This is a genomic window from Rhodobacteraceae bacterium M382 (genome assembly GCA_025141015.1).
Taxonomy (GTDB): Bacteria; Pseudomonadota; Alphaproteobacteria; order Rhodobacterales; family Rhodobacteraceae; genus Aliisedimentitalea; species Aliisedimentitalea scapharcae.
In genome coordinates this window covers 1,533,296-1,550,241 of record CP081098.1, presented here as the reverse complement: position 1 = coordinate 1,550,241, position 16,946 = coordinate 1,533,296, and the positions used below count along the sequence as shown (strand labels likewise).

General features: G+C 60.0%; 19 protein-coding genes. 4 read left to right on the top strand and 15 right to left on the bottom strand.

Translation table 11 applies throughout. From position 1 onward, the window contains the following. Positions 1–56 precede the first annotated feature (56 nt). The 4 genes from K3727_07115 to K3727_07100 all read right to left on the bottom strand — a co-directional run bounded on the left by K3727_07115 (position 57) and on the right by K3727_07100 (position 4,932). Positions 57–1,838 (bottom strand): DUF4153 domain-containing protein, encoded by a 1,782-nt coding sequence (locus tag K3727_07115; GenBank protein ID UWQ92543.1) that lies wholly within the window; start codon positions 1,836–1,838, stop codon positions 57–59. A gap of 306 nt (positions 1,839–2,144) precedes the next feature. Then, positions 2,145–3,704, bottom strand: a complete 1,560-nt coding sequence (locus tag K3727_07110) for a trimethylamine methyltransferase family protein (protein ID UWQ92542.1) — start codon at positions 3,702–3,704, stop codon at positions 2,145–2,147. A gap of 215 nt (positions 3,705–3,919) precedes the next feature. Next, positions 3,920–4,609 carry an HAD family hydrolase gene (locus K3727_07105; GenBank protein UWQ92541.1) on the bottom strand — a complete coding sequence of 230 codons (690 nt, stop codon included), beginning with the start codon at positions 4,607–4,609 and terminating at the stop codon, positions 3,920–3,922. Between the two features lie 44 nt (positions 4,610–4,653). Then, a complete protein-coding gene (locus K3727_07100) occupies positions 4,654–4,932 on the bottom strand; it encodes a DUF3572 domain-containing protein (protein ID UWQ92540.1) in 279 nt (92 codons plus the stop codon). A 101-nt stretch (positions 4,933–5,033) separates the two neighbouring features. Here K3727_07100 and K3727_07095 point away from each other — a divergent pair, with 101 nt between their 5' ends. Beyond that, positions 5,034–6,428 (top strand): diguanylate cyclase, encoded by a 1,395-nt coding sequence (locus tag K3727_07095; GenBank protein ID UWQ92539.1) that lies wholly within the window; start codon positions 5,034–5,036, stop codon positions 6,426–6,428. A gap of 205 nt (positions 6,429–6,633) precedes the next feature. Here the strand turns inward: K3727_07095 and K3727_07090 are convergent, their stop codons facing one another. The 4 genes from K3727_07090 to K3727_07075 form a co-directional block, all read right to left on the bottom strand. Continuing rightward, positions 6,634–7,113, bottom strand: coding sequence for a periplasmic heavy metal sensor (locus K3727_07090; protein UWQ92538.1), 480 nt, complete (start codon positions 7,111–7,113; stop codon positions 6,634–6,636). Continuing rightward, entirely contained in the window at positions 7,110–7,511 is a 402-nt protein-coding gene (locus tag K3727_07085) for a hypothetical protein (GenBank protein ID UWQ92537.1), read from the bottom strand. The genes K3727_07090 and K3727_07085 overlap by 4 nt, the downstream gene beginning before the upstream one ends. After that, positions 7,504–8,085 carry an RNA polymerase sigma factor gene (locus K3727_07080; GenBank protein ID UWQ92536.1) on the bottom strand — a complete coding sequence of 194 codons (582 nt, stop codon included), beginning with the start codon at positions 8,083–8,085 and terminating at the stop codon, positions 7,504–7,506. The genes K3727_07085 and K3727_07080 overlap by 8 nt, the downstream gene beginning before the upstream one ends. A 97-nt stretch (positions 8,086–8,182) precedes the next feature. Further along, positions 8,183–8,665, bottom strand: coding sequence for a calcium-binding protein (locus K3727_07075; protein ID UWQ92535.1), 483 nt, complete (start codon positions 8,663–8,665; stop codon positions 8,183–8,185). 201 nt (positions 8,666–8,866) lie between these two features. Here K3727_07075 and K3727_07070 point away from each other — a divergent pair, with 201 nt between their 5' ends. Both K3727_07070 and K3727_07065 read left to right on the top strand, forming a co-directional pair. Further along, positions 8,867–9,283 (top strand): DUF983 domain-containing protein, encoded by a 417-nt coding sequence (locus K3727_07070; GenBank protein ID UWQ92534.1) that lies wholly within the window; start codon positions 8,867–8,869, stop codon positions 9,281–9,283. A gap of 35 nt (positions 9,284–9,318) precedes the next feature. Then, complete coding sequence (locus K3727_07065) at positions 9,319–10,020, top strand: NUDIX hydrolase (protein ID UWQ92533.1); 702 nt, start codon at positions 9,319–9,321, stop codon at positions 10,018–10,020. 123 nt (positions 10,021–10,143) lie between these two features. Here the strand turns inward: K3727_07065 and K3727_07060 are convergent, their stop codons facing one another. From K3727_07060 to K3727_07050, 3 genes are read right to left on the bottom strand one after another with little or no spacing between them, the layout of a single operon-like run. Further along, on the bottom strand, positions 10,144–11,046 hold the full coding sequence (locus K3727_07060) for a DMT family transporter (GenBank protein ID UWQ92532.1): 903 nt from the start codon (positions 11,044–11,046) through the stop codon (positions 10,144–10,146). A gap of 21 nt (positions 11,047–11,067) precedes the next feature. After that, the gene (locus tag K3727_07055; protein UWQ92531.1) at positions 11,068–11,973 is read right to left on the bottom strand and encodes a fatty acid desaturase; all 906 of its coding nucleotides are present in this window, start codon (positions 11,971–11,973) and stop codon (positions 11,068–11,070) included. Continuing rightward, the gene (locus tag K3727_07050; protein ID UWQ92530.1) at positions 11,966–12,172 is read right to left on the bottom strand and encodes a DUF2061 domain-containing protein; all 207 of its coding nucleotides are present in this window, start codon (positions 12,170–12,172) and stop codon (positions 11,966–11,968) included. The genes K3727_07055 and K3727_07050 overlap by 8 nt, the downstream gene beginning before the upstream one ends. 106 nt (positions 12,173–12,278) lie before the next feature. Between K3727_07050 and K3727_07045 the strand changes: the two genes are divergently transcribed. After that, positions 12,279–13,142 (top strand): helix-turn-helix domain-containing protein, encoded by an 864-nt coding sequence (locus tag K3727_07045; GenBank protein UWQ92529.1) that lies wholly within the window; start codon positions 12,279–12,281, stop codon positions 13,140–13,142. 191 nt (positions 13,143–13,333) lie between these two features. Here K3727_07045 and K3727_07040 read toward each other — a convergent pair whose 3' ends face one another. Genes K3727_07040 through K3727_07025 form a run of 4 tightly spaced genes read right to left on the bottom strand, consistent with a single transcriptional unit; the run spans position 13,334 to position 16,844 of the window. Continuing rightward, on the bottom strand, positions 13,334–14,092 hold the full coding sequence (locus K3727_07040; GenBank protein UWQ92528.1) for an SDR family oxidoreductase: 759 nt from the start codon (positions 14,090–14,092) through the stop codon (positions 13,334–13,336). Next, positions 14,092–15,561 (bottom strand): carnitine 3-dehydrogenase, encoded by a 1,470-nt coding sequence (locus tag K3727_07035; protein ID UWQ92527.1) that lies wholly within the window; start codon positions 15,559–15,561, stop codon positions 14,092–14,094. The genes K3727_07040 and K3727_07035 overlap by 1 nt, the downstream gene beginning before the upstream one ends. 6 nt (positions 15,562–15,567) lie before the next feature. Beyond that, positions 15,568–15,930, bottom strand: coding sequence for a hypothetical protein (locus tag K3727_07030; protein ID UWQ92526.1), 363 nt, complete (start codon positions 15,928–15,930; stop codon positions 15,568–15,570). Continuing rightward, entirely contained in the window at positions 15,927–16,844 is a 918-nt protein-coding gene (locus tag K3727_07025) for a 3-keto-5-aminohexanoate cleavage protein (GenBank protein ID UWQ92525.1), read from the bottom strand. Before K3727_07025 ends, K3727_07030 begins: the two co-directional genes overlap by 4 nt. Positions 16,845–16,946: the final 102 nt, after the last annotated feature.

Here is a 16,946-nt window from a genome sequence, read left to right as displayed (position 1 = left end):
CAACCCTTAAGAAAAACCCAACAAATAAAACTGGAGGTACTTTTGACCTCCCTGTTTCAGGGGATGGCCTCGAGCGTCTGGCCACCGATATGCAAGGCAACGCCGCCGCGCGGGCGCAGGTCAAAGTCGCCGTTCAACGCATCGGCCACTGCGTTTGCAGGCAGTTCAGGCCAACCACGGGTTGCCATGTCATACGCATCCTGAACCTGGACGCCGTCCGCGCGAACAATCAGATGGTTGACCCTGGTTCGATTGAATTCATCCACAAACAGGACCATCGCCTGTTCTTCTGACCCCGGCAAAAACTGTCCCCGGATCATAACACAGCCTGGTGTGCCTTCGGGCCTGATCTGTGTACAGGCCGTCAGCCATTGCGTCCGGCGGAACTCTGGCAACCCGGACAGATCCGCAACACTCAGGGGGCTATTTTCAGGGCGGACAGGCATTGCAGCGACGAGTTGGGCCAGTTCTTCGGGTGCACGCTGGTCAATCAATGTCTGTTCAAACCGATATTTGTCGGGCTGCGTCTGCACGACCTCGATGCTTTGGACCAATTGGGCGTGTTCCGGATGATCAACCAACGCCTCGAGTCGGGCCAAACCCGCCTGCCCGGCAGTGCCCCAATCATGTTGCATTGCCCACAGGGCCAGTTGTTGCGTCGTCAACTCACCGGCAGAAAACCTGGTGATCTGGCTGTTCGTGCTGATCCGGTTGGCATCCAGTACCGGCGTCAGCCACGCCGCCGATACTGTCATGACACCAAAGGCCATGATCACATTCCATCCACGAATGAGTCCGGTCCAGCGACGGTTGATCAGTGAGGCCCCGGCATAGCCGGCCCCATACAGCCCCAGGACGATGGAAAACACCGCTGCCAAAACGCGATCCGGCGTCCATCCATATTGGGCCACCCGGATCGCAATCGCCCAGATCGCCAGCCCCGCCAACCCGGGCAGCAGAATTGCCAGCCCCCGTGTTGCAAGGTTGAGCCCCGCCGACGACACCCGGGCATCGTCATCCCGATCCACGGCAATCGAAATCAGACATATTGCCGAGATGCACACCGACATCAGCGTTCCAGCCGAGGACACCGCGCCAAACAATTGCGAAAGCCCCCGAAACGGCAAGGCAGCGAGAAAGAGCGCGACGATCACCAACACAAAGGGCACAAGCATGCGGAACATCCGCAGCACGACAAAAGGAGACAGGGTTTGGCGCAGCTCGTACACAACCGCGAGCCCGAGCCCCAAAACACCTCCGCTGAGACCGAACACCACCCATTCAGAGTCCAAGAGCCGTTCAATCAGATCAATGCCGATCAGATTCATCAGCGCATCCGACAAAAACACCAGCAACCAGAACACCGACACCAGGATCCAGGCCAACAGATAGCGCGTGCTAAAGGACCAGGCTGTATCAAACAGCAGTGCGTAATCCCGCCAGGCGCTGCGATTGCGCAGGATCACCGAGAGGAAGGGGGTTGCGAGATAGACAAGAAGCACCGTGACTGTCAGGGCCGGTGCCCGATCAAGCAGCTGCATCGGATCGACATATCGTTGCCCCCCCAAGGACACCAGAACCGTCGCCGGTACAGCAATCAGCCCGGCACCGATTAGCGCCCGCCCCATGGACACCGGGCCAATCAGCGCAAGAACCACCGCCGCATAGACCGATACAAATGTGAATGCCGCCAGAAATGCACCCCGGGGCCAGGCCGAATGGTTCCAGTTCTCGCCCAACCCCCACAGCGCCAACGCCAGTCCGCTCCCCAAGACGCTGAACAACAGGCGATCCTTCATCAAGGATGCGGAGGATGGTGCAGGGACAGAAGCGGGCATGAGCGATCCTTGATGCGACGCAGGGGCCTGACTGTTCTAGCCCAGCGTGGATCACAACTGCAACGCGGCGCAGGCCCGCATCGGCGCGCGCCCGCCCGTTCCCGCCCGTTGGGCCTGGCATTGCGGCAAACGACACCAGACAAACGCAGCGAAACATGAGAGCCAAGAGGGGGCTCTGCCCCCGCAGCCAAAGGCTGCTCCCCCGAGGTATTTCCGACCAGAAAGAAGCCGCTTTTTCGGGGAGAGATAAAGATACGCGGACGCCGGTTGCGGGCGTCCTGCGCTGTTTTTCAGGGCCGTGCCGGATTAGAAATCGGTCGGGGCACCGCCTTCGGATTTGCGCCGCGCCACAAAGTCGGCAAGCTCATCGCGGATAGCGACCTCCATCGGGGGCTCTTCAAAGTTGGCAATGATGTCCTTGAACATGTGATGGGCCCGTTCCGGGGTCCATACCGCACCGGCGGCTTCCCAGCCTTCGTAGTTTTTCCAATCGCTGAGGAAGGGTTGGTAAAAGGCAGTGGAGTAACGGTCCTGGGTGTGCTGAATGCCAAAGAAGTGGCCTTCGTTGCCGACCTCTTGGATCGCATCAAAGGCAATGTCATCGGTGTCAGTGCGCCAGATCTCGGGCTGGTTGTAGCGCTGGATCTGTTGCAGGATTTCGCAGTCCATGATGAATTTTTCGGGGCTGGCGATCAGCCCGCCCTCGAGCCAGCCAGCCGCGTGATAGACCATATGGGTGCCCGATTGCACGGCCGCCCAGAGCGAATTCGAGGTTTCCCACATGGCCTGACCGTCCGGCACATTGGCCGCGCAAACACCGGAAGACCGCATTGGCAGGTTGTAAAACCGCGCCATCTGGCCGGTCATCTGGGTCGAACGCATGTATTCCGGTGTACCAAAGGCGGGCGCGCCGGTCTTCATGTCCACATTCGAGGTGAATGTGCCGATGACACAGGGTGTTCCGGGGGCCACATATTGGAACAGCGCAATGGCACAGAGGCTTTCGGCAATCGACTGTGCAACCGCTCCGGCCATGGTTACCGGTGCCATGGCACCCGCCAGGGTAAAGGGCGATACAACGATGGCCTGGCCACGCCGCGCCAGCCGCAGACACCCGTCGATCATCGGGTAGTCGTGTTTCAACGGCGAGGTCGAGTTGATGTTGGTGTACATATGCGGTTTTGCGTCGAATTCTTCGTGGCTGAGTCCACCCGCGATACGCACCATCTCCATCACGTCCTCGACCCGCTCCTTGCCCAGGCTATAGGCGTGCATGGCCTTGTCGGTGATAGTCAGCTTGTCAAACAGCACATCCAGGTGACGCACCGACGCATGAATATCCACCGGTTCCACCGGATAGCCACCGGCAAAGTGGATGCAGTTGAAATACTGGGTCAGTTTGAGAAGGTTCTGGCACATCTCTCGATTGCCGGGCACCTTGCGGCCGATTTCCATGTCCCAATAGTTTGGCGGCGATGAGACATTGCCAAACAGCATGTGGTTGCCACCGATGGGAATGGTCCGATCCGGGTTGCGCGGGGTGATGGTGAATTCGCTGGGGGCCTTGGCGATCATCTCCATGATGAAATCGCGATCAAAACGGACCAGTTCACCATCGACCTTGCAGCCAGCCTGTTTGAAGATCGCCAGCGCTTCGGGGTTCAGGAACACCACACCGATCTCTTCGAGGATCCGCATGGCGCCCTCGTGGATGGCTTCAACCCCTTCGGGCGGCATGGGTTCGACCGGATTGTCCCTGTTGATCGGGATCGACCAGGGCATTTGTTCAATCACCGAGGTTCCGCGCCGTGCCGATGCCCCTGCCCGACCGCCACCGCGCCGTTTGCGTCCCGCCGAATCTGCCATGCCATGTCTCCCTTGCGTCATGATGTGTCGAATTTGTGCCGTTGACCCGCAAAAGCCGCACAAACAAACACGACAAGTTTTGTCGTTTTTGGATTTCCAAATAAATTCGAGAGAGATTGCACAGGATCGCCACGGGATCACGCCACCCGCAAAAAGCAAAAACCCGCTGGCCGGGGGGCCAACGGGATCTGTCAGTGGTGCCAATCGAAAAAGGGTTACTGGGTCAGCCAGGCCGGGATATGGCCCACATCGGGCAGCACCGCATCGGCATGTGGGCTCAGTTCATCCGCGCCAGCCATCCCTGTCAGCACCGCAAGGGTGCGCATACCAGCGGCGCGACCTGCAACAAGATCATGTTCGCTGTCGCCGACCATGGCGGCGCGGGCAGGATCCACGCCGACGGCTTTGCAAAATGCAAGCAGGGGATCAGGGTCCGGCTTTGCGCCATGCCCGCTATCATACCCGGCGACAAAGGCAAATTGTTCCAGAATTCCCGCCGACGTCAGATGCGCGCGGGCCGAATGTTCTGCGTCATTGGTCATCACACCCAGCGTCACACCGTGATCTGTCAACGCCTTGCACATCTGTGCAAGGTCCGTGGCAGGCACCAGCGGCGCAGTTGCTGCACTGTGGGCCAGATAATCGGCGATTTCCTCGGCTGTTTTTCCGGGCAGCGGTTCGGCCAATGCCTTTGAAATCACTGCGTTCGAAGCGGCGATGACAATGCTGTCGGGACGGATGCTGCCGGTTTCCAGATCATAGCTGACAACATCTGCCAGGGCCTGGATCAGATCTTCGTCTCCGTCGGACAGGTCGCGAATCATCTGACCTGTCCAACCGTTCCACGTAGCCGCGAAATCGAACAGGGTTCCGTCCTTGTCAAAGAGAATGGCGTCAACGGGCATGGTGGGATCCTTTTGGGTCGCGACGTTCAGTTGCGGGCCTTGTATCAGGTCCAATGCACCTGTGCACCACCCGGCAGCGACATCCGCGCCCGCATTGGCATCTCGTAAGCGACACCATGGGCGTCGCAAAACGCCATGACCCAGGCATCATCCATCATCAGGAAGTCCAGCACAGAGCTCAGAAATTCCGGTTGATCCGCCCGGGCACGCAGATCCTTGGCGTCCGCTCCGGTGGCCCCCAGAAACACGGGCAGAAGTTCATCATTACCCACCAGCCAGGTCAGCGCCTGCAGGGCAAGTGTTTCGGCAGTATCGGCGTTCACGCGCGCACCTCACCATTTTTAGCGATGGAAGAAAGGGTTTGTTAACCACATTCAATAACACTTCAACCATCGTGTATAGCAAGTATGGAAAAGGTGTTAATGTGCAGGGCACCATTTTGATCATAGATGGCGTGGCCACCAATCGGATCATGCTCAAGGTTCAGCTCACTGCTGCGTACTATCATGTGGTACAGGCTGAACGGCTGGAAGGGTTGGGTGCGACCATCCAACGAACCCGCCCCGACCTGATCCTGTCGGCCATGTCCCTGCCCGATGGCAAAGTCACAGATATCAAGGCCATGCTGGCCCGCAGCGATGGATTTGCAGGCGTACCCATAATTGCTGTTACGGAACAGAATGACCGCCAAAACCGGCTGGCCGCGCTGTCGGCTGGAATTGACGACGTGCTGAGTTACCCGTTGGATGATGTTATTCTTCAGGCTCGGATCCGCAGCCTGATCCGCAATCGCACCAACACCGCTGAGATCACCCACCAAAGCAACAGCACGCCTGCGATGGGCTTCGCTGAAAGCATGGAGCCCTTTGCTCCGGCGCAATCGACAATTTCAGTTGCACTTGTGGCGCAGAACGCCGCCACTGCCGCGCTGTGGCGCGCCCGGCTGAAACCCGAGGTGCCGTACCAACTGCGCACCCATCAACTGAACGACATCCAGGCGCTGATGACAGATCCGGTGCCGGATGCGGTCATTCTGGAGCTGGACCAAAGCGCCGAAAGCGCCGGACTGCGACTGCTCGCCGATTTGCGCGCCCGCGCTGCCACGCGCCAGACGGTTGTCATTGCCGTGCCCAACCCGGCCAGCCCGAAACTGGCGGCCGAAGCGCTGGACCGGGGGGCCCATGACGCAATGCAGACCGGGTTCTGTGTCGACGAGCTGGCGCTGCGATTACGAACCCAACTGCGCCTCAAGGCACAAAGCGACAGGGTCCGCGACCAGGTGCGCAGCGGATTACGCGCGGCGGTTCTGGACCCGATGACCGGGTTATACAATCGCCGCTATGCCCTGCCCTATCTGGCCCGGTTGTCACAGCATGCAGAGCTGCATAACCAGAGTTTTGCGGTGATCCTCGCAGATCTGGATCATTTCAAATCGATCAACGACCGCTACGGCCACCCGGCCGGGGATGCGGTTCTGGTCGAAACCGCCAAACGATTGCGGTCGGTTCTGCGTCCGGGTGATCTGGCTGCAAGGGTCGGCGGCGAGGAATTCCTGATCGTCATGCCCGGGACAACGGCCAACGAATTGCAGAAAACTGCCAGTGAACTGTGCCGGGTCGTAAACCACAGCCCGTTTCAGGTCGCCAAAGTCGACCACCCTGTCCCCGTCACCATCAGCATCGGTGGCACCTTGGGACCGTCACTTTCAGACACCGGCCGCAACCAGGTTGAACAGTTGATTGGCAAGGCTGATCAGGCGCTATATGCGGCCAAACATGCCGGGCGCAATCGGGTGACCCTGTCGCCCCAAGCCGCGTGACGGGACCGGTCCTTTGCCAGGACGCTGTAGGTGGGAAACTGCCGCCAGGCAAAAAGCCCCCGTCGTTGCCCGGGCTGATGTTTGGACCACGCCAGGATTTCGTGGAATGTTCAGGGGCACCGCATCCGAATGCTCTGGGCCCGGCTACTGACATTCGTGATCAGACAGACCTACAGCGGTCTATGCTGGATCAATTTCCAGGGCATCAGTGGCGTTTGTGTCCGCCTTTTTTCATGCGGGTTTCGAGACGATCAGCATAGTCCTGACGCTCTCCATCGCTCATTTTCGCAACCCGATTGATCCATTTCTCTTGAATGCCAGCTTGAAACGTCTCGCGTCGATGCACCTGGGCCCTCAACAATTCTGACAATGCGTCAGGATCAAAAGGCACCTGCCGCAGCACCTGGGTCACGGCCAGCCCGTCTTCCAGCCGCTTTTGTTTGAACTTGCCGCGATCTCCCCAGGCATGTTGGCGCAGTTCATTGCGATCCGCGCGGGACAACTCCCGGTACATCATCGCCCCAACGGACGGTGTGGGGCGCATTCCGTCATGATCCCGGAACCGCCAGGCTGCTCCGATGACCAGGCCGACCACCAACAGGTTGGCCGTCAGGGATCCAATCAACACGACCCGCAGCCACGGGCGCATCGGGGTCTTTTGCGGTTTGTCCTGTTCGGTGCTCATGATCCGTCCTCTGCAAACACGATAGCCATATCGAAACTGTCAAAAACATCGACGTCTTGGGCAGTCTGCCCCAGGGTCTGTGTCGCATCCGGCAGGAACGCCGGAGGTGCTGCGCCGATCCAGACACCCAACAGCGATGCAACCACCATGCCGCCCAGCGCAGGCCATCCGCCCAGCGTTGCCCTCAGCTGAGCCCACAGCCCAGGTCCGGCTTCGGGAGGCCCCATCTCGACACTGGCCTGTGATCGGCTGATTTGAATCTGTTGGGCATCCATCACGATCCGATTGCTCAATCCCACCGGCATCTCGGGCGGAATGGCCCGCGCCTTTGCAAACAACGCCTCAAGTGTTGCATCCGCGTCGCCCGGCTCTTCGGAATCTTTGCTTTGGTCAACCATCGCTATACCCCAACTCCTTGCGCTGACCAGCCAATGCGGCTGCCAGGGCCCGTTTCCCCCGAGCGGTCAGACTTTCAACCGCCTCGATTGTGATGTCCATAATTCCGGCGATCTCCGGATTGGATAATTCTTCGATGTGGCGCAGAACCACGGCCTGACGCTGTCGGTCAGACAATTGCATTAATCCCTGCTGCAGCGCATCCCAACGGGCGTTGTCCTGCATCCGATCTGCCGCGCTTTGGGCGGGGTCTGCGGGTTCCGGGATGGCATCCAACCCAACCGCCCCACCGCGCGCACGCCTCTTGCGGTCCAGACACAAATTCATAACCACACGATACAGCCAGGTCGACACTTTGGCCTGGCCGGTTTGCCAGTCCGGTGCCATTCGCCACAGACGCATCATGGCTTCCTGGGTAACGTCTTCGGCCTCGGCCCGGTCGCCCAGCACCCGTTGTGCAACAGCAAAAGCACGTGGTGCCAACCGATCCGTCAGATCCCGCGCAGCCCGAGGGTCCCCGTTGGCAAACAACACCAACAGCGCATCTTCTGACGGAATCTGTTCCGGCTTTGTCATGTATTCAGGCCTGTCAGCGTTGCGTCCGGAGCAAGGCAGCGCGGTCCATGGGCCCGCCTCTGGCCGCCTTGCTCCTGTTGTTATCACCTAGGCCGGATCAGTTGCTGCTGCAATCCTTGCCCTTGCCTTTCATCCAGCCACGTTTCTGGCCCATGCGAGATTTGGCCTCGGCGAATTCTTCGGCCGAGATCCCGCCACTTCCATCCGCATCCATATGCGTGAACATTTTGCCTGCGCGACGGGGTTTGGGCATCTCATCCTGGCTCAGTGCATTGTCACCATTCTTGTCAAACTCCTTGAGCATATTGGCGCTGCGCGCTTCGGCCTTTTTCCGGGCCTGGGCTTGCATTTCGTCCAGGGTCAGCTTGCCGTCACCATTGGTGTCTGCCTTGGCAAACCGGGCGTCACGATGAGCTTCCATTTCCGTTTTGGTCACTTCACCATTGCCGTCCGTATCCAGTTCTTCAAAGCTCACCTTAGGACCGTGTTTGCCAAAACCACCTGGTTGCGCATGTGCCGTTCCAGCCACGATCACACCTGCGGTGGCAAGAATGGCAGCGATGAAAGCAGTGTTTTTCATGGTCTATGTTCCTGTGATAATGGGCGACCCGGTGCCGCCAACCATGCTTCTCTAACGAAACGCTCCACGGGTTCCGTCGCAGAAAAATGCATTTTCTTCTGGCTCCCTCGCTTTCGCGGCATCCTGCCGCAGAGATAGGCTCGCCTCTTTCCCTGACCCGACCCACCCCCCAAATATGGATCAAAGACACAGGAATTTCTCATGACCCAATCCCAGATTTTGGAGTCGCTTCCGGATCAGACCGAGGCGCAGACCGATCGCCCGCTGAAACCGGCCCTGCTGAAAGGGTGGCGGCGCAAATGTCCCAATTGTGGAAGCGGCAATCTGTTGCACGCCTACCTGAAGGTGAATGACGCCTGTTCGATCTGCGAACAGCCGTTACACCATCACCGCGCGGATGATGCCCCTGCCTATTTGACGATCCTGATTGTCGGACATCTGATGGCACCATTGTTGCATGTGGTATTTACCACCTGGAGGCCGGAGCCGTTGACACTGTTTACCATCTTTGCGGTTGGCTGCACCGGATTGTCTCTGTACCTTCTGCCCAGAATTAAGGGCGCGGTCATCGGGTTCCAATGGGCACGGCGTATGCACGGGTTCGGGGACAGCGATTGATCGACAGCGGATCATCGGGGAAAAGGGCACGCAGTATGAGCACGGACAAGACCGCCATTCGCAATGCGGCAACAGTAATTGTTTTGCGGAACCGGATGGATGATCCGGCAATCCTGATGGGGCAGCGGGGTGCCAAAGCCGCATTCATGCCCAACAAGTTCGTGTTTCCCGGCGGCGCAGTGGACGCGGCGGATGCCGATGTGCCCTTGGGTACTGCGTTGCCAGATCTGTGCCGCGACCGCCTGGCCGATCAGGCTCCGGAGGGTCTGCATCATGCGCTGGCTGTGGCCGCGGTGCGCGAGCTGTGGGAAGAAACCGGTCTGGTGCTGGGAACCCCCGGGTCCTGGCAGGGCGACGCCCCGGAGGATTGGACCAGCTTTGCCGCCACTGGCCACGTCCCGGCCGCCCATCCGTTGCAGTTCGTGTTTCGGGCCCTGACCCCTCCCGGTCGACCACGCCGATTTGACGCCCGGTTCTTCTTGGTGGATGCGGGCGAAATTCAGGGCGATCTGGATGATTTCACCCATGCGTCTGACGAACTGTCGCATCTGCAGTGGATCAAACTGAGCGAAGCCCGTCAGTTCGATCTGCCGTTTATCACCGAGGTGGTGCTGGCCGAAGTTGCCGGTCGTGCCCGGGACCGAACGCCCCCCAAATCGGTCCCCTATTTTCACAACAACGACGAGGCCAGCCTGTTCCTGCGCCTGCGCGGTCACGCGATGCCTGACACGGATTGATCCATCCGTGAAAAATCGACGGGATACTCCCGCCCCCGCGCCTTGCATCCTCTGGATGCCAGGCTTGGCGTTGGGCCGCGCAGCGCCCGTCGGGCGCTGCGTCACAGCATCTGGACACTGGAATCAGATGGTCAAAACCAACGCCAGGATCGACCCCCCCAACAGCGCCATACCCAACATTTCGCGGGCGGAAATCTTTTCGCGAAAAAACAGCACCGAAGCCAGCAGGCTCAGGATCAATTCGACCTGGCCCAGCGCTTTGACGTAGGCGGCATTCTGCAGGGTAAAGGCCAGAAACCAACAGAAAGACCCTCCCATGCTGGTCAGCCCCACCCACAGGCCCACACGGCGGCTGGCCCAGACTGCGCGCAATTGCGGCCGATCCCGCCACGCCAGCCACAATGCCATGCTGCCCGCCTGTAGCGACACAACGGCCGCCAATGTCACAGCTGCACGGAACGCCGGTTCCAGCATGCCCAGCTCCAAAGACGCCCCCCGATAGCTGACCGCTGAAAAGGCAAACAACACCCCAGAGCCCAGACCCAGCTGCGCCGCCCGGTTGGTCAGATGCCGCCACCAGGCCCCGGTGCTGTCGGGCGCTTTGGACAGGACCAGAACTGCCACCAGGCCAATGAGAATTGCAACCGTGCCCCACAGCGATACCTGGTCCCCCAGCACCAGCAGTCCAACGATTGCGGTCTGGATCACTTCGGTCTTCTTGAAAGTGATCCCCACCGCGAAATTACGCTGTTTGAATAGCGCCACCACACAAACTGTGGCCAGGATCTGTGCCGTTCCGCCAATCGCGGCAAACATCCAGAACGTCGCGTTCAACGTCGGCAGTTCACGCCCTGAAACAACCAGATAGCCCGCCAACCCCAACAGGATCAGCGGCATCGAATAGGCAAACCGCGAAAACGTCGCTCCGACGGGCGACAGGGTGGCGGTGCTGAGCACCTTTTGCAGCATGAACCGCACCGTTTGAAACGATGCGGCGGCGATTGCGACCGGAATCCATAAGCTCATGTTCCCGTCTATGACGGCAATTCAGCCCTGAGGCCAGAGCGGATGCGGAACCGGATCTTTGGCACGAAGAAAATACTGCCGAAACACCTGGCCGTAAGAACGGAACACATAGGCCTCGTTGCAGGCCAGGTAACGCTCCTTGCCTTCCCGATAGAGCCGCGGCAGCTCGTACCAGGCAGCACCTGGGTGCATGTGATGCACCACATGCAACGAGTTGAACAGAAACAGCCAGGCCAACGGCCCGCGGTCTTCGACGATCACGGTTCGTGCCCGGGATTTTTCGTGGGCGCGATGTTCCAGAAAGGTCCGGATCTTGAGAAGCCCCAGCCCGATATAGGCCGCCAGCACATAGGCCCAGACCGGCATGGGAGATGCCACAACCGCCCAGATCACCAGTGCCACTCCGGGCACATGCAACATCCAGGCCCAAAGAACAGCCCCGTCGCCCCGGCCCATGGCGCGCAGATCGTCCAGCGTAAAACAGGTCTGGCCAATGGCGGGCCCCACCAGGATCCGCCCCAACAGCGTATTGTTCACCCGATACAGCGCCCGTTTCCAAACCGGCATGGCGTGCCATACCGCAGGATCCAGAAAATTGGATTCCGGATCGTCATAGGGATCGGTCAACAACGCATCCCGGTGATGCGCCAGATGCGTGTCTCGGAACCGATTATACGGGATGAACAGGTTCAGCGGCAGGAACATGGTCATCTCGTTGACGCATTTCGACTTGAACGGGTGACCATGCAGAACCTCATGGGTCAGCGAGGCATGGAACGCGATCACAACTCCCAACACGAGCACCGCCAACACCATGTTCAACCCGGGCAGCCACCACAGCGCACCCAACCAGATCGCATAACAGGCCAGAATCAATCCAAGGGTAATCCACTCCACTCCGGCCCAGTGGACCCGACGCTCAGACATGACGCCGCCCCCATCCGATCCGGGCCCAGACCCGTTCGTAAAACAGGTACATGCCAAAACCGATGGCAGTATTAACCACCGCCATGACACCGCCTGCCGCAACCGACCCGGTGGCCAGAAATCCGACAATGGTCATGGTCAGCAATCCCATCACATTCCAGATCACCGCTTTGACCATTGATCTTAAACCCGATTCCATTTTTGCCCCTGCTCGTTGATTTCACAAAACTGTTACTGCAAGAGCATGGGTTTTCGAATTCCGAATATGATTAACAAAACTCACAGAACGTGATATTAGTCACCATATGAGCATAAATATCGACAAACGTTTGCGCGCCGAACAATTTCGCCTGCGCCTGGTCCGGGCACTGCAGGACAGCGGTCTCAGCCAAAGCGCCCTGGCGCGTCAGACCGGGGTGGACCGCTCGACAATATCCCAGCTTTTGACAGATGATGGCGCGCGTCTCCCCAACGCCCATGTGGTCGGGGCCTGCGCTGCCGTGCTGGGGGTTTCGGCGGATTGGTTGCTCTCGCTCTCCGAACGCCCCGAAAGCGCAGCAGAGTTGCTGGCGGGGTCGCTGTCACTGACCGAAGCCCCCCGGGCGCTGGTTGACGAGCGTATTTTTGAATGGCACCGCGAAGCCGCCGGTTACAAGATCCGCCACGTTCCTGCCGCCCTGCCCGACATGCTCAAGACCCGCGCCCTGCTGGAATGGGAATACGCCCCGCATCTGGGGCGCACTGCCGATCAGGCGATCGGCGCCTCGCAGGACCGGCTGGCCTGGATGCAACAGGCTCCGTCAGATTATGAAATCGCCATGCCGCTCTACGAGCTGGACAATTTCGCCACCGGGACCGGTTATTACAATGGGCTACCGCTCGAAATCCGGCGGGAGCAGCTCGGACACATGAAAACGGTCTGTGACCAGCTTTACCCGCGTTTACGGATCTATCTGTTTGACGCCAAACGCCTCTATTCGGCCCCGGTCACCCTCTTTGGTCCACTTCTGTGCGTCTTTTATGCCGGATCGCACTATCTGGCATTTCGTGACAGCGACCGGATTCAAACCTTCACCACACATTTCGACCGGCTGGTGCGCGAAGCTGACCTGACCGCCCGCCAGATCCCAGATCACATTGATCACCTTCTCGCCAGGCTGACCTGCTGATCCGTCCTTCGCCTGGCTAAAAATATCCCGGGGTGAATGCACCGCAGGTGCATGAGGGGCAGCGCCCCTAACGCACCCTTTGGGTGCCACCAAGAATGGGCTCGCCCGCAGGCCACCACCGGACCTGCGCCCGCAGGGCGCCAGCGACATCGCCGCGCCCCGCCAGGGGCGCGGCCATAAACACATACATCCTACACCTTGGGGTCGGGGTTTTCCGTATGCCCATCCACTGCGATCACCTGACCCGATACCATCCGCGCCGCATCAGACCCCAGGAACACCGCCATGTTGGCAATGTCGCTGGCTTCGACAAAGGACCGCATCGAGGTGCCCGACGCATAGCCATCATAAACCTGATCCCGGGTCATGCCCTTGGCCGCGGCTTCGCGTTCCAGCACGCCTTCCATACGCGGGCCCTCTACCGCTCCGGGGCAGACGACATTGGCCCGGATCCCATGCGGGCCCAGCTCCATGGCCAGGGTCTTCATCAATCCAATCACCGCCCATTTCGCCGCCGCATAGGGCGCACGGTTTGGATAGCCAAACTGTCCAGCGGTCGACGACGTCACCACAATGGATCCCCGCCCGGCGGCCTTCATGATCGGCGCCGCGTATTTCGCAGCCAGAAATGCACCTTCAAGATTGACGCTGACACAGCGTCGCCACTCTGCCAGTGCCACGTCTTCGATCAACGCCGTCGGCCCTGCCACTCCGGCATTGGCACACAGGACATCCAAGCCTCCGGCTGCGTCGACCTCGGCAAACACCGCCTGCATGGCTGGTTCGTCGGTCACATCCACTGCAAAGCTACGCCAATTGGCAGGGACCTGTTCCAACGCGCCGGTGTCCACATCGGTGATCCAAACGTCGTATCCGGCTGCGGCAAAACCTTCGCCCATGGCGCGCCCAATTCCGGACGCGCCTGCGGTGATCAAAACCCGACCCGTCATCACCGGGGGGCCCCCACGCCGCGGCCCAACCCTTCAGGAGCGTCCAGCGCCGCGTGTGCCTCGGCAATCTTGACCAGATTGGACTCGATGTGCGGGGCCGGAGCCGATGTCTTGCGGGTCTTCAGATCCACATGCAGCAACATTGTTTCCCCGGTGGACACCAAACGGTCGCCCACGAACATCTCGTGCCACAGGTGCATTTTCTTACCGCCGCCCTGGATCACGGTCGTTTTCACCTCGATCGCATCCCCGGCGTGGGCCTCGTCCAGATACCGCACATGCGATTCCGCCGTGAAATAGCTGCCGCCATTGGCGATGTAATCCGCATCACAGCCAATGATGATCATCAGCCGATCCGTCGCCTGGGAATACGCCTCGAGATAGCGCGCTTCGTTCATGTGCCCGTTGTAATCGGTCCAATCCAGCGGCACCACGCGGGACTGGGTCAGGATCGGCTGCGTAACATCGACACCGTCCATCCCGCGGGACAGCCCGGCTTCGGTCTCCAGCGTCAGGTCGTGGGCGTTCTGCAATGCACCCGCGCCAAAGTCATTGGCCCCCAGCGCCCGCATCATGCCCACCAGGTTGTCATCGCGCGCGCGTTCCAGTTCACGGATCGACATATGGCCGGATTGATCGTCAGACTGCCCGGCAATCAGATCCACCAGTTCATCGGTGAACTCGGGCACGTCCATCAGCTTGGTCCAGGGCCATTTCAGCGCCGGGCCGAATTGCGCCATGAAATGCTTCATCCCGGCTTCGCCACCCGCGACGCGATACGTCTCGAACAGGCCCATCTGCGCCCAACGGATCCCAAAACCATAGCGGATTGCGTTGTCGATCTCTTCGGTGGTGGCGATGCCGTCCTTGACCAGCCACAGCGCCTCGCGCCAGACCGCTTCCAGAAAACGGTCCGCCACATGTGCGTCGATCTCTTTCTTCAGGTGCAGTGGATACATCCCAACCGACGAAATGATCTCCTTGGCCCGGTCGATCACGCCCTGCGTGTTGGCCGGGGTGGTAACCAGTTCAATCAGCGGCAACAGATACACCGGGTTGAACGGGTGGGTCACCACGATCTGGCCCGGGTTGTCGCGCCCGGCCTGCAATTCCGACGGCTTGAACCCGCTGGTCGACGACCCGATCACCGCATCCGGCGCGCAATGCGCCTGCAGTTCGCCGTAAACCCGCTGTTTCATATCCAACCGCTCGGGCACGCTTTCCTGGATCCATTCGGCTCCGGTCACGGCTTCGGCCACGGTGCCATGAAATGTCAGGGTGCCTTCGGGCGGCAATGCCACATTGCCCAGACCGGGCAGCGAGCGACGCGCATTGCCCAGTACTTCGCCAATCTTGCGTTCGGCTTCGGGGTCCGGGTCAAACACCCGAACGTCCCATCCATTGAGCAAAAAGCGCGCGGCCCAGCCGCCGCCGATCACACCACCACCAATGATTGCTGCGGTTTTCATGTGTCTCTATTGTCCTTTGACACAGCGTACCAGGTTGTCGGTCACGCCAGTTTCGTCGATGATCAGCAGCCGGTCCTGAACGGTCAGCAGGAAGAGCTGCGACTGCTTGTATTCAAATCCTGCATCCAGACAGGTCGTGTCGATGGTCCAGCTGTTGGGCAGGCCTGTTGGGCGTGCACGGGTGATGTCACAGCTCCATTCGATGCCAAAAAACCCGTCGCGCCCGAACCAGGTCGGCGTTTCGTCTCCGACCTCGCCCGCCCGGACGCACCAACTTGCATTGCCGCTCCAATGACCTTCCCAACCGGGGGCCTGCTCTGCCAGAGCGGAACAGGCCATCAGGCCAAAAACAGCGGCAAGCCGGATCACTTGGCCACCGGGGCCCGTTTGGTCAGACCCAGCTTCTCACGCACCTCTTGCGCTCCGATCACGCGGGCACCCATGTTGGACACCACGGTATTGGCACGCTCAACCAACTGCCAGTTCTCGGCCAGCACGCCCTTGTCCAGCCACAGGTTGTCTTCGAGACCGACCCGTACATTTCCACCAGCCAGAACAGCGGCCGCCGCATAGGCCATTTGGTTCCGCCCCAGCGAAAAGGCCGAAAAGGTCCAGTCGTCCGGCACATTGTTGACCATCGCCATGAACGTGTTCAGGTCATCCGGAGCCCCCCACGGCACGCCCATGCACAGCTGCACCAGCGCAGGGCTGCTCAGAATGCCTTCCTTGACCAGCTGTTTGGCAAACCACAGGTGGCCGGTGTCAAAGGCTTCGATTTCCGGCTGCACGCCCAGATCGGTCATCATCTGCCCCATGGCGCGCAACGCACCGGGGGTGTTGGTCATGACGTAATCGGCCTCGGCAAAGTTCATCGTGCCGCAGTCCAGCGTACAGATTTCCGGCAGGCATTCCGCGATATGGGCCACGCGCTCGGTGGCACCAATCATGTCGGTGGCGGCCGCATTGACCGGGAACGGGCTTTCGACCCCGCCGAACACGATGTCGCCGCCCATGCCCGCGGTCAGGTTCAGCACCACATCGACCTCGGCGTCGCGAATGCGGTCGGTGACTTCGCGATACATTGCCAGATCACGTGACGGTGTGCCGGTTTCGGGATCACGCACGTGGCAATGCACAATGGCGGCCCCCGCCTTGGCCGCGGCGATGGCGCTGTCGGCGATCTGTTTGGGCGAACGCGGCACATGCGGGCTGCGATCCTGGGTACCGCCCGATCCGGTCACAGCACAGGTGATAAAGACTTCGCGGTTCATTTCGAGAGGCATATTTTCTTTCCCCAAGTTTTACCGGGTTTCCCCGAGGGATATCCCCAGGCTTGTCCCCCGATTCCGATTTGATTTCGCAATCAGAGTGCCGCAGCCTTGGGC

Excerpts from the sequence above, each read along its gene's own strand:
- K3727_07115 (UWQ92543.1), bottom strand. The coding sequence starts at position 1,838 with ATGCCCGCTTCTGTCCCTGCACCATCCTCCGCATCCTTGATGAAGGAT.
- K3727_07110 (UWQ92542.1), bottom strand. The coding sequence starts at position 3,704 with ATGGCAGATTCGGCGGGACGCAAACGGCGCGGTGGCGGTCGGGCAGGG.
- K3727_07105 (UWQ92541.1), bottom strand. The coding sequence starts at position 4,609 with ATGCCCGTTGACGCCATTCTCTTTGACAAGGACGGAACCCTGTTCGAT.
- K3727_07090 (UWQ92538.1), bottom strand. The coding sequence starts at position 7,113 with ATGAGCACCGAACAGGACAAACCGCAAAAGACCCCGATGCGCCCGTGG.
- K3727_07085 (UWQ92537.1), bottom strand. The coding sequence starts at position 7,511 with ATGGTTGACCAAAGCAAAGATTCCGAAGAGCCGGGCGACGCGGATGCA.
- K3727_07080 (UWQ92536.1), bottom strand. The coding sequence starts at position 8,085 with ATGACAAAGCCGGAACAGATTCCGTCAGAAGATGCGCTGTTGGTGTTG.
- K3727_07075 (UWQ92535.1), bottom strand. The coding sequence starts at position 8,665 with ATGAAAAACACTGCTTTCATCGCTGCCATTCTTGCCACCGCAGGTGTG.
- K3727_07070 (UWQ92534.1), top strand. The coding sequence starts at position 8,867 with ATGACCCAATCCCAGATTTTGGAGTCGCTTCCGGATCAGACCGAGGCG.
- K3727_07065 (UWQ92533.1), top strand. The coding sequence starts at position 9,319 with ATGAGCACGGACAAGACCGCCATTCGCAATGCGGCAACAGTAATTGTT.
- K3727_07060 (UWQ92532.1), bottom strand. The coding sequence starts at position 11,046 with ATGAGCTTATGGATTCCGGTCGCAATCGCCGCCGCATCGTTTCAAACG.
- K3727_07055 (UWQ92531.1), bottom strand. The coding sequence starts at position 11,973 with ATGTCTGAGCGTCGGGTCCACTGGGCCGGAGTGGAGTGGATTACCCTT.
- K3727_07050 (UWQ92530.1), bottom strand. The coding sequence starts at position 12,172 with ATGGAATCGGGTTTAAGATCAATGGTCAAAGCGGTGATCTGGAATGTG.
- K3727_07045 (UWQ92529.1), top strand. The coding sequence starts at position 12,279 with ATGAGCATAAATATCGACAAACGTTTGCGCGCCGAACAATTTCGCCTG.
- K3727_07040 (UWQ92528.1), bottom strand. The coding sequence starts at position 14,092 with ATGACGGGTCGGGTTTTGATCACCGCAGGCGCGTCCGGAATTGGGCGC.
- K3727_07035 (UWQ92527.1), bottom strand. The coding sequence starts at position 15,561 with ATGAAAACCGCAGCAATCATTGGTGGTGGTGTGATCGGCGGCGGCTGG.
- K3727_07025 (UWQ92525.1), bottom strand. The coding sequence starts at position 16,844 with ATGCCTCTCGAAATGAACCGCGAAGTCTTTATCACCTGTGCTGTGACC.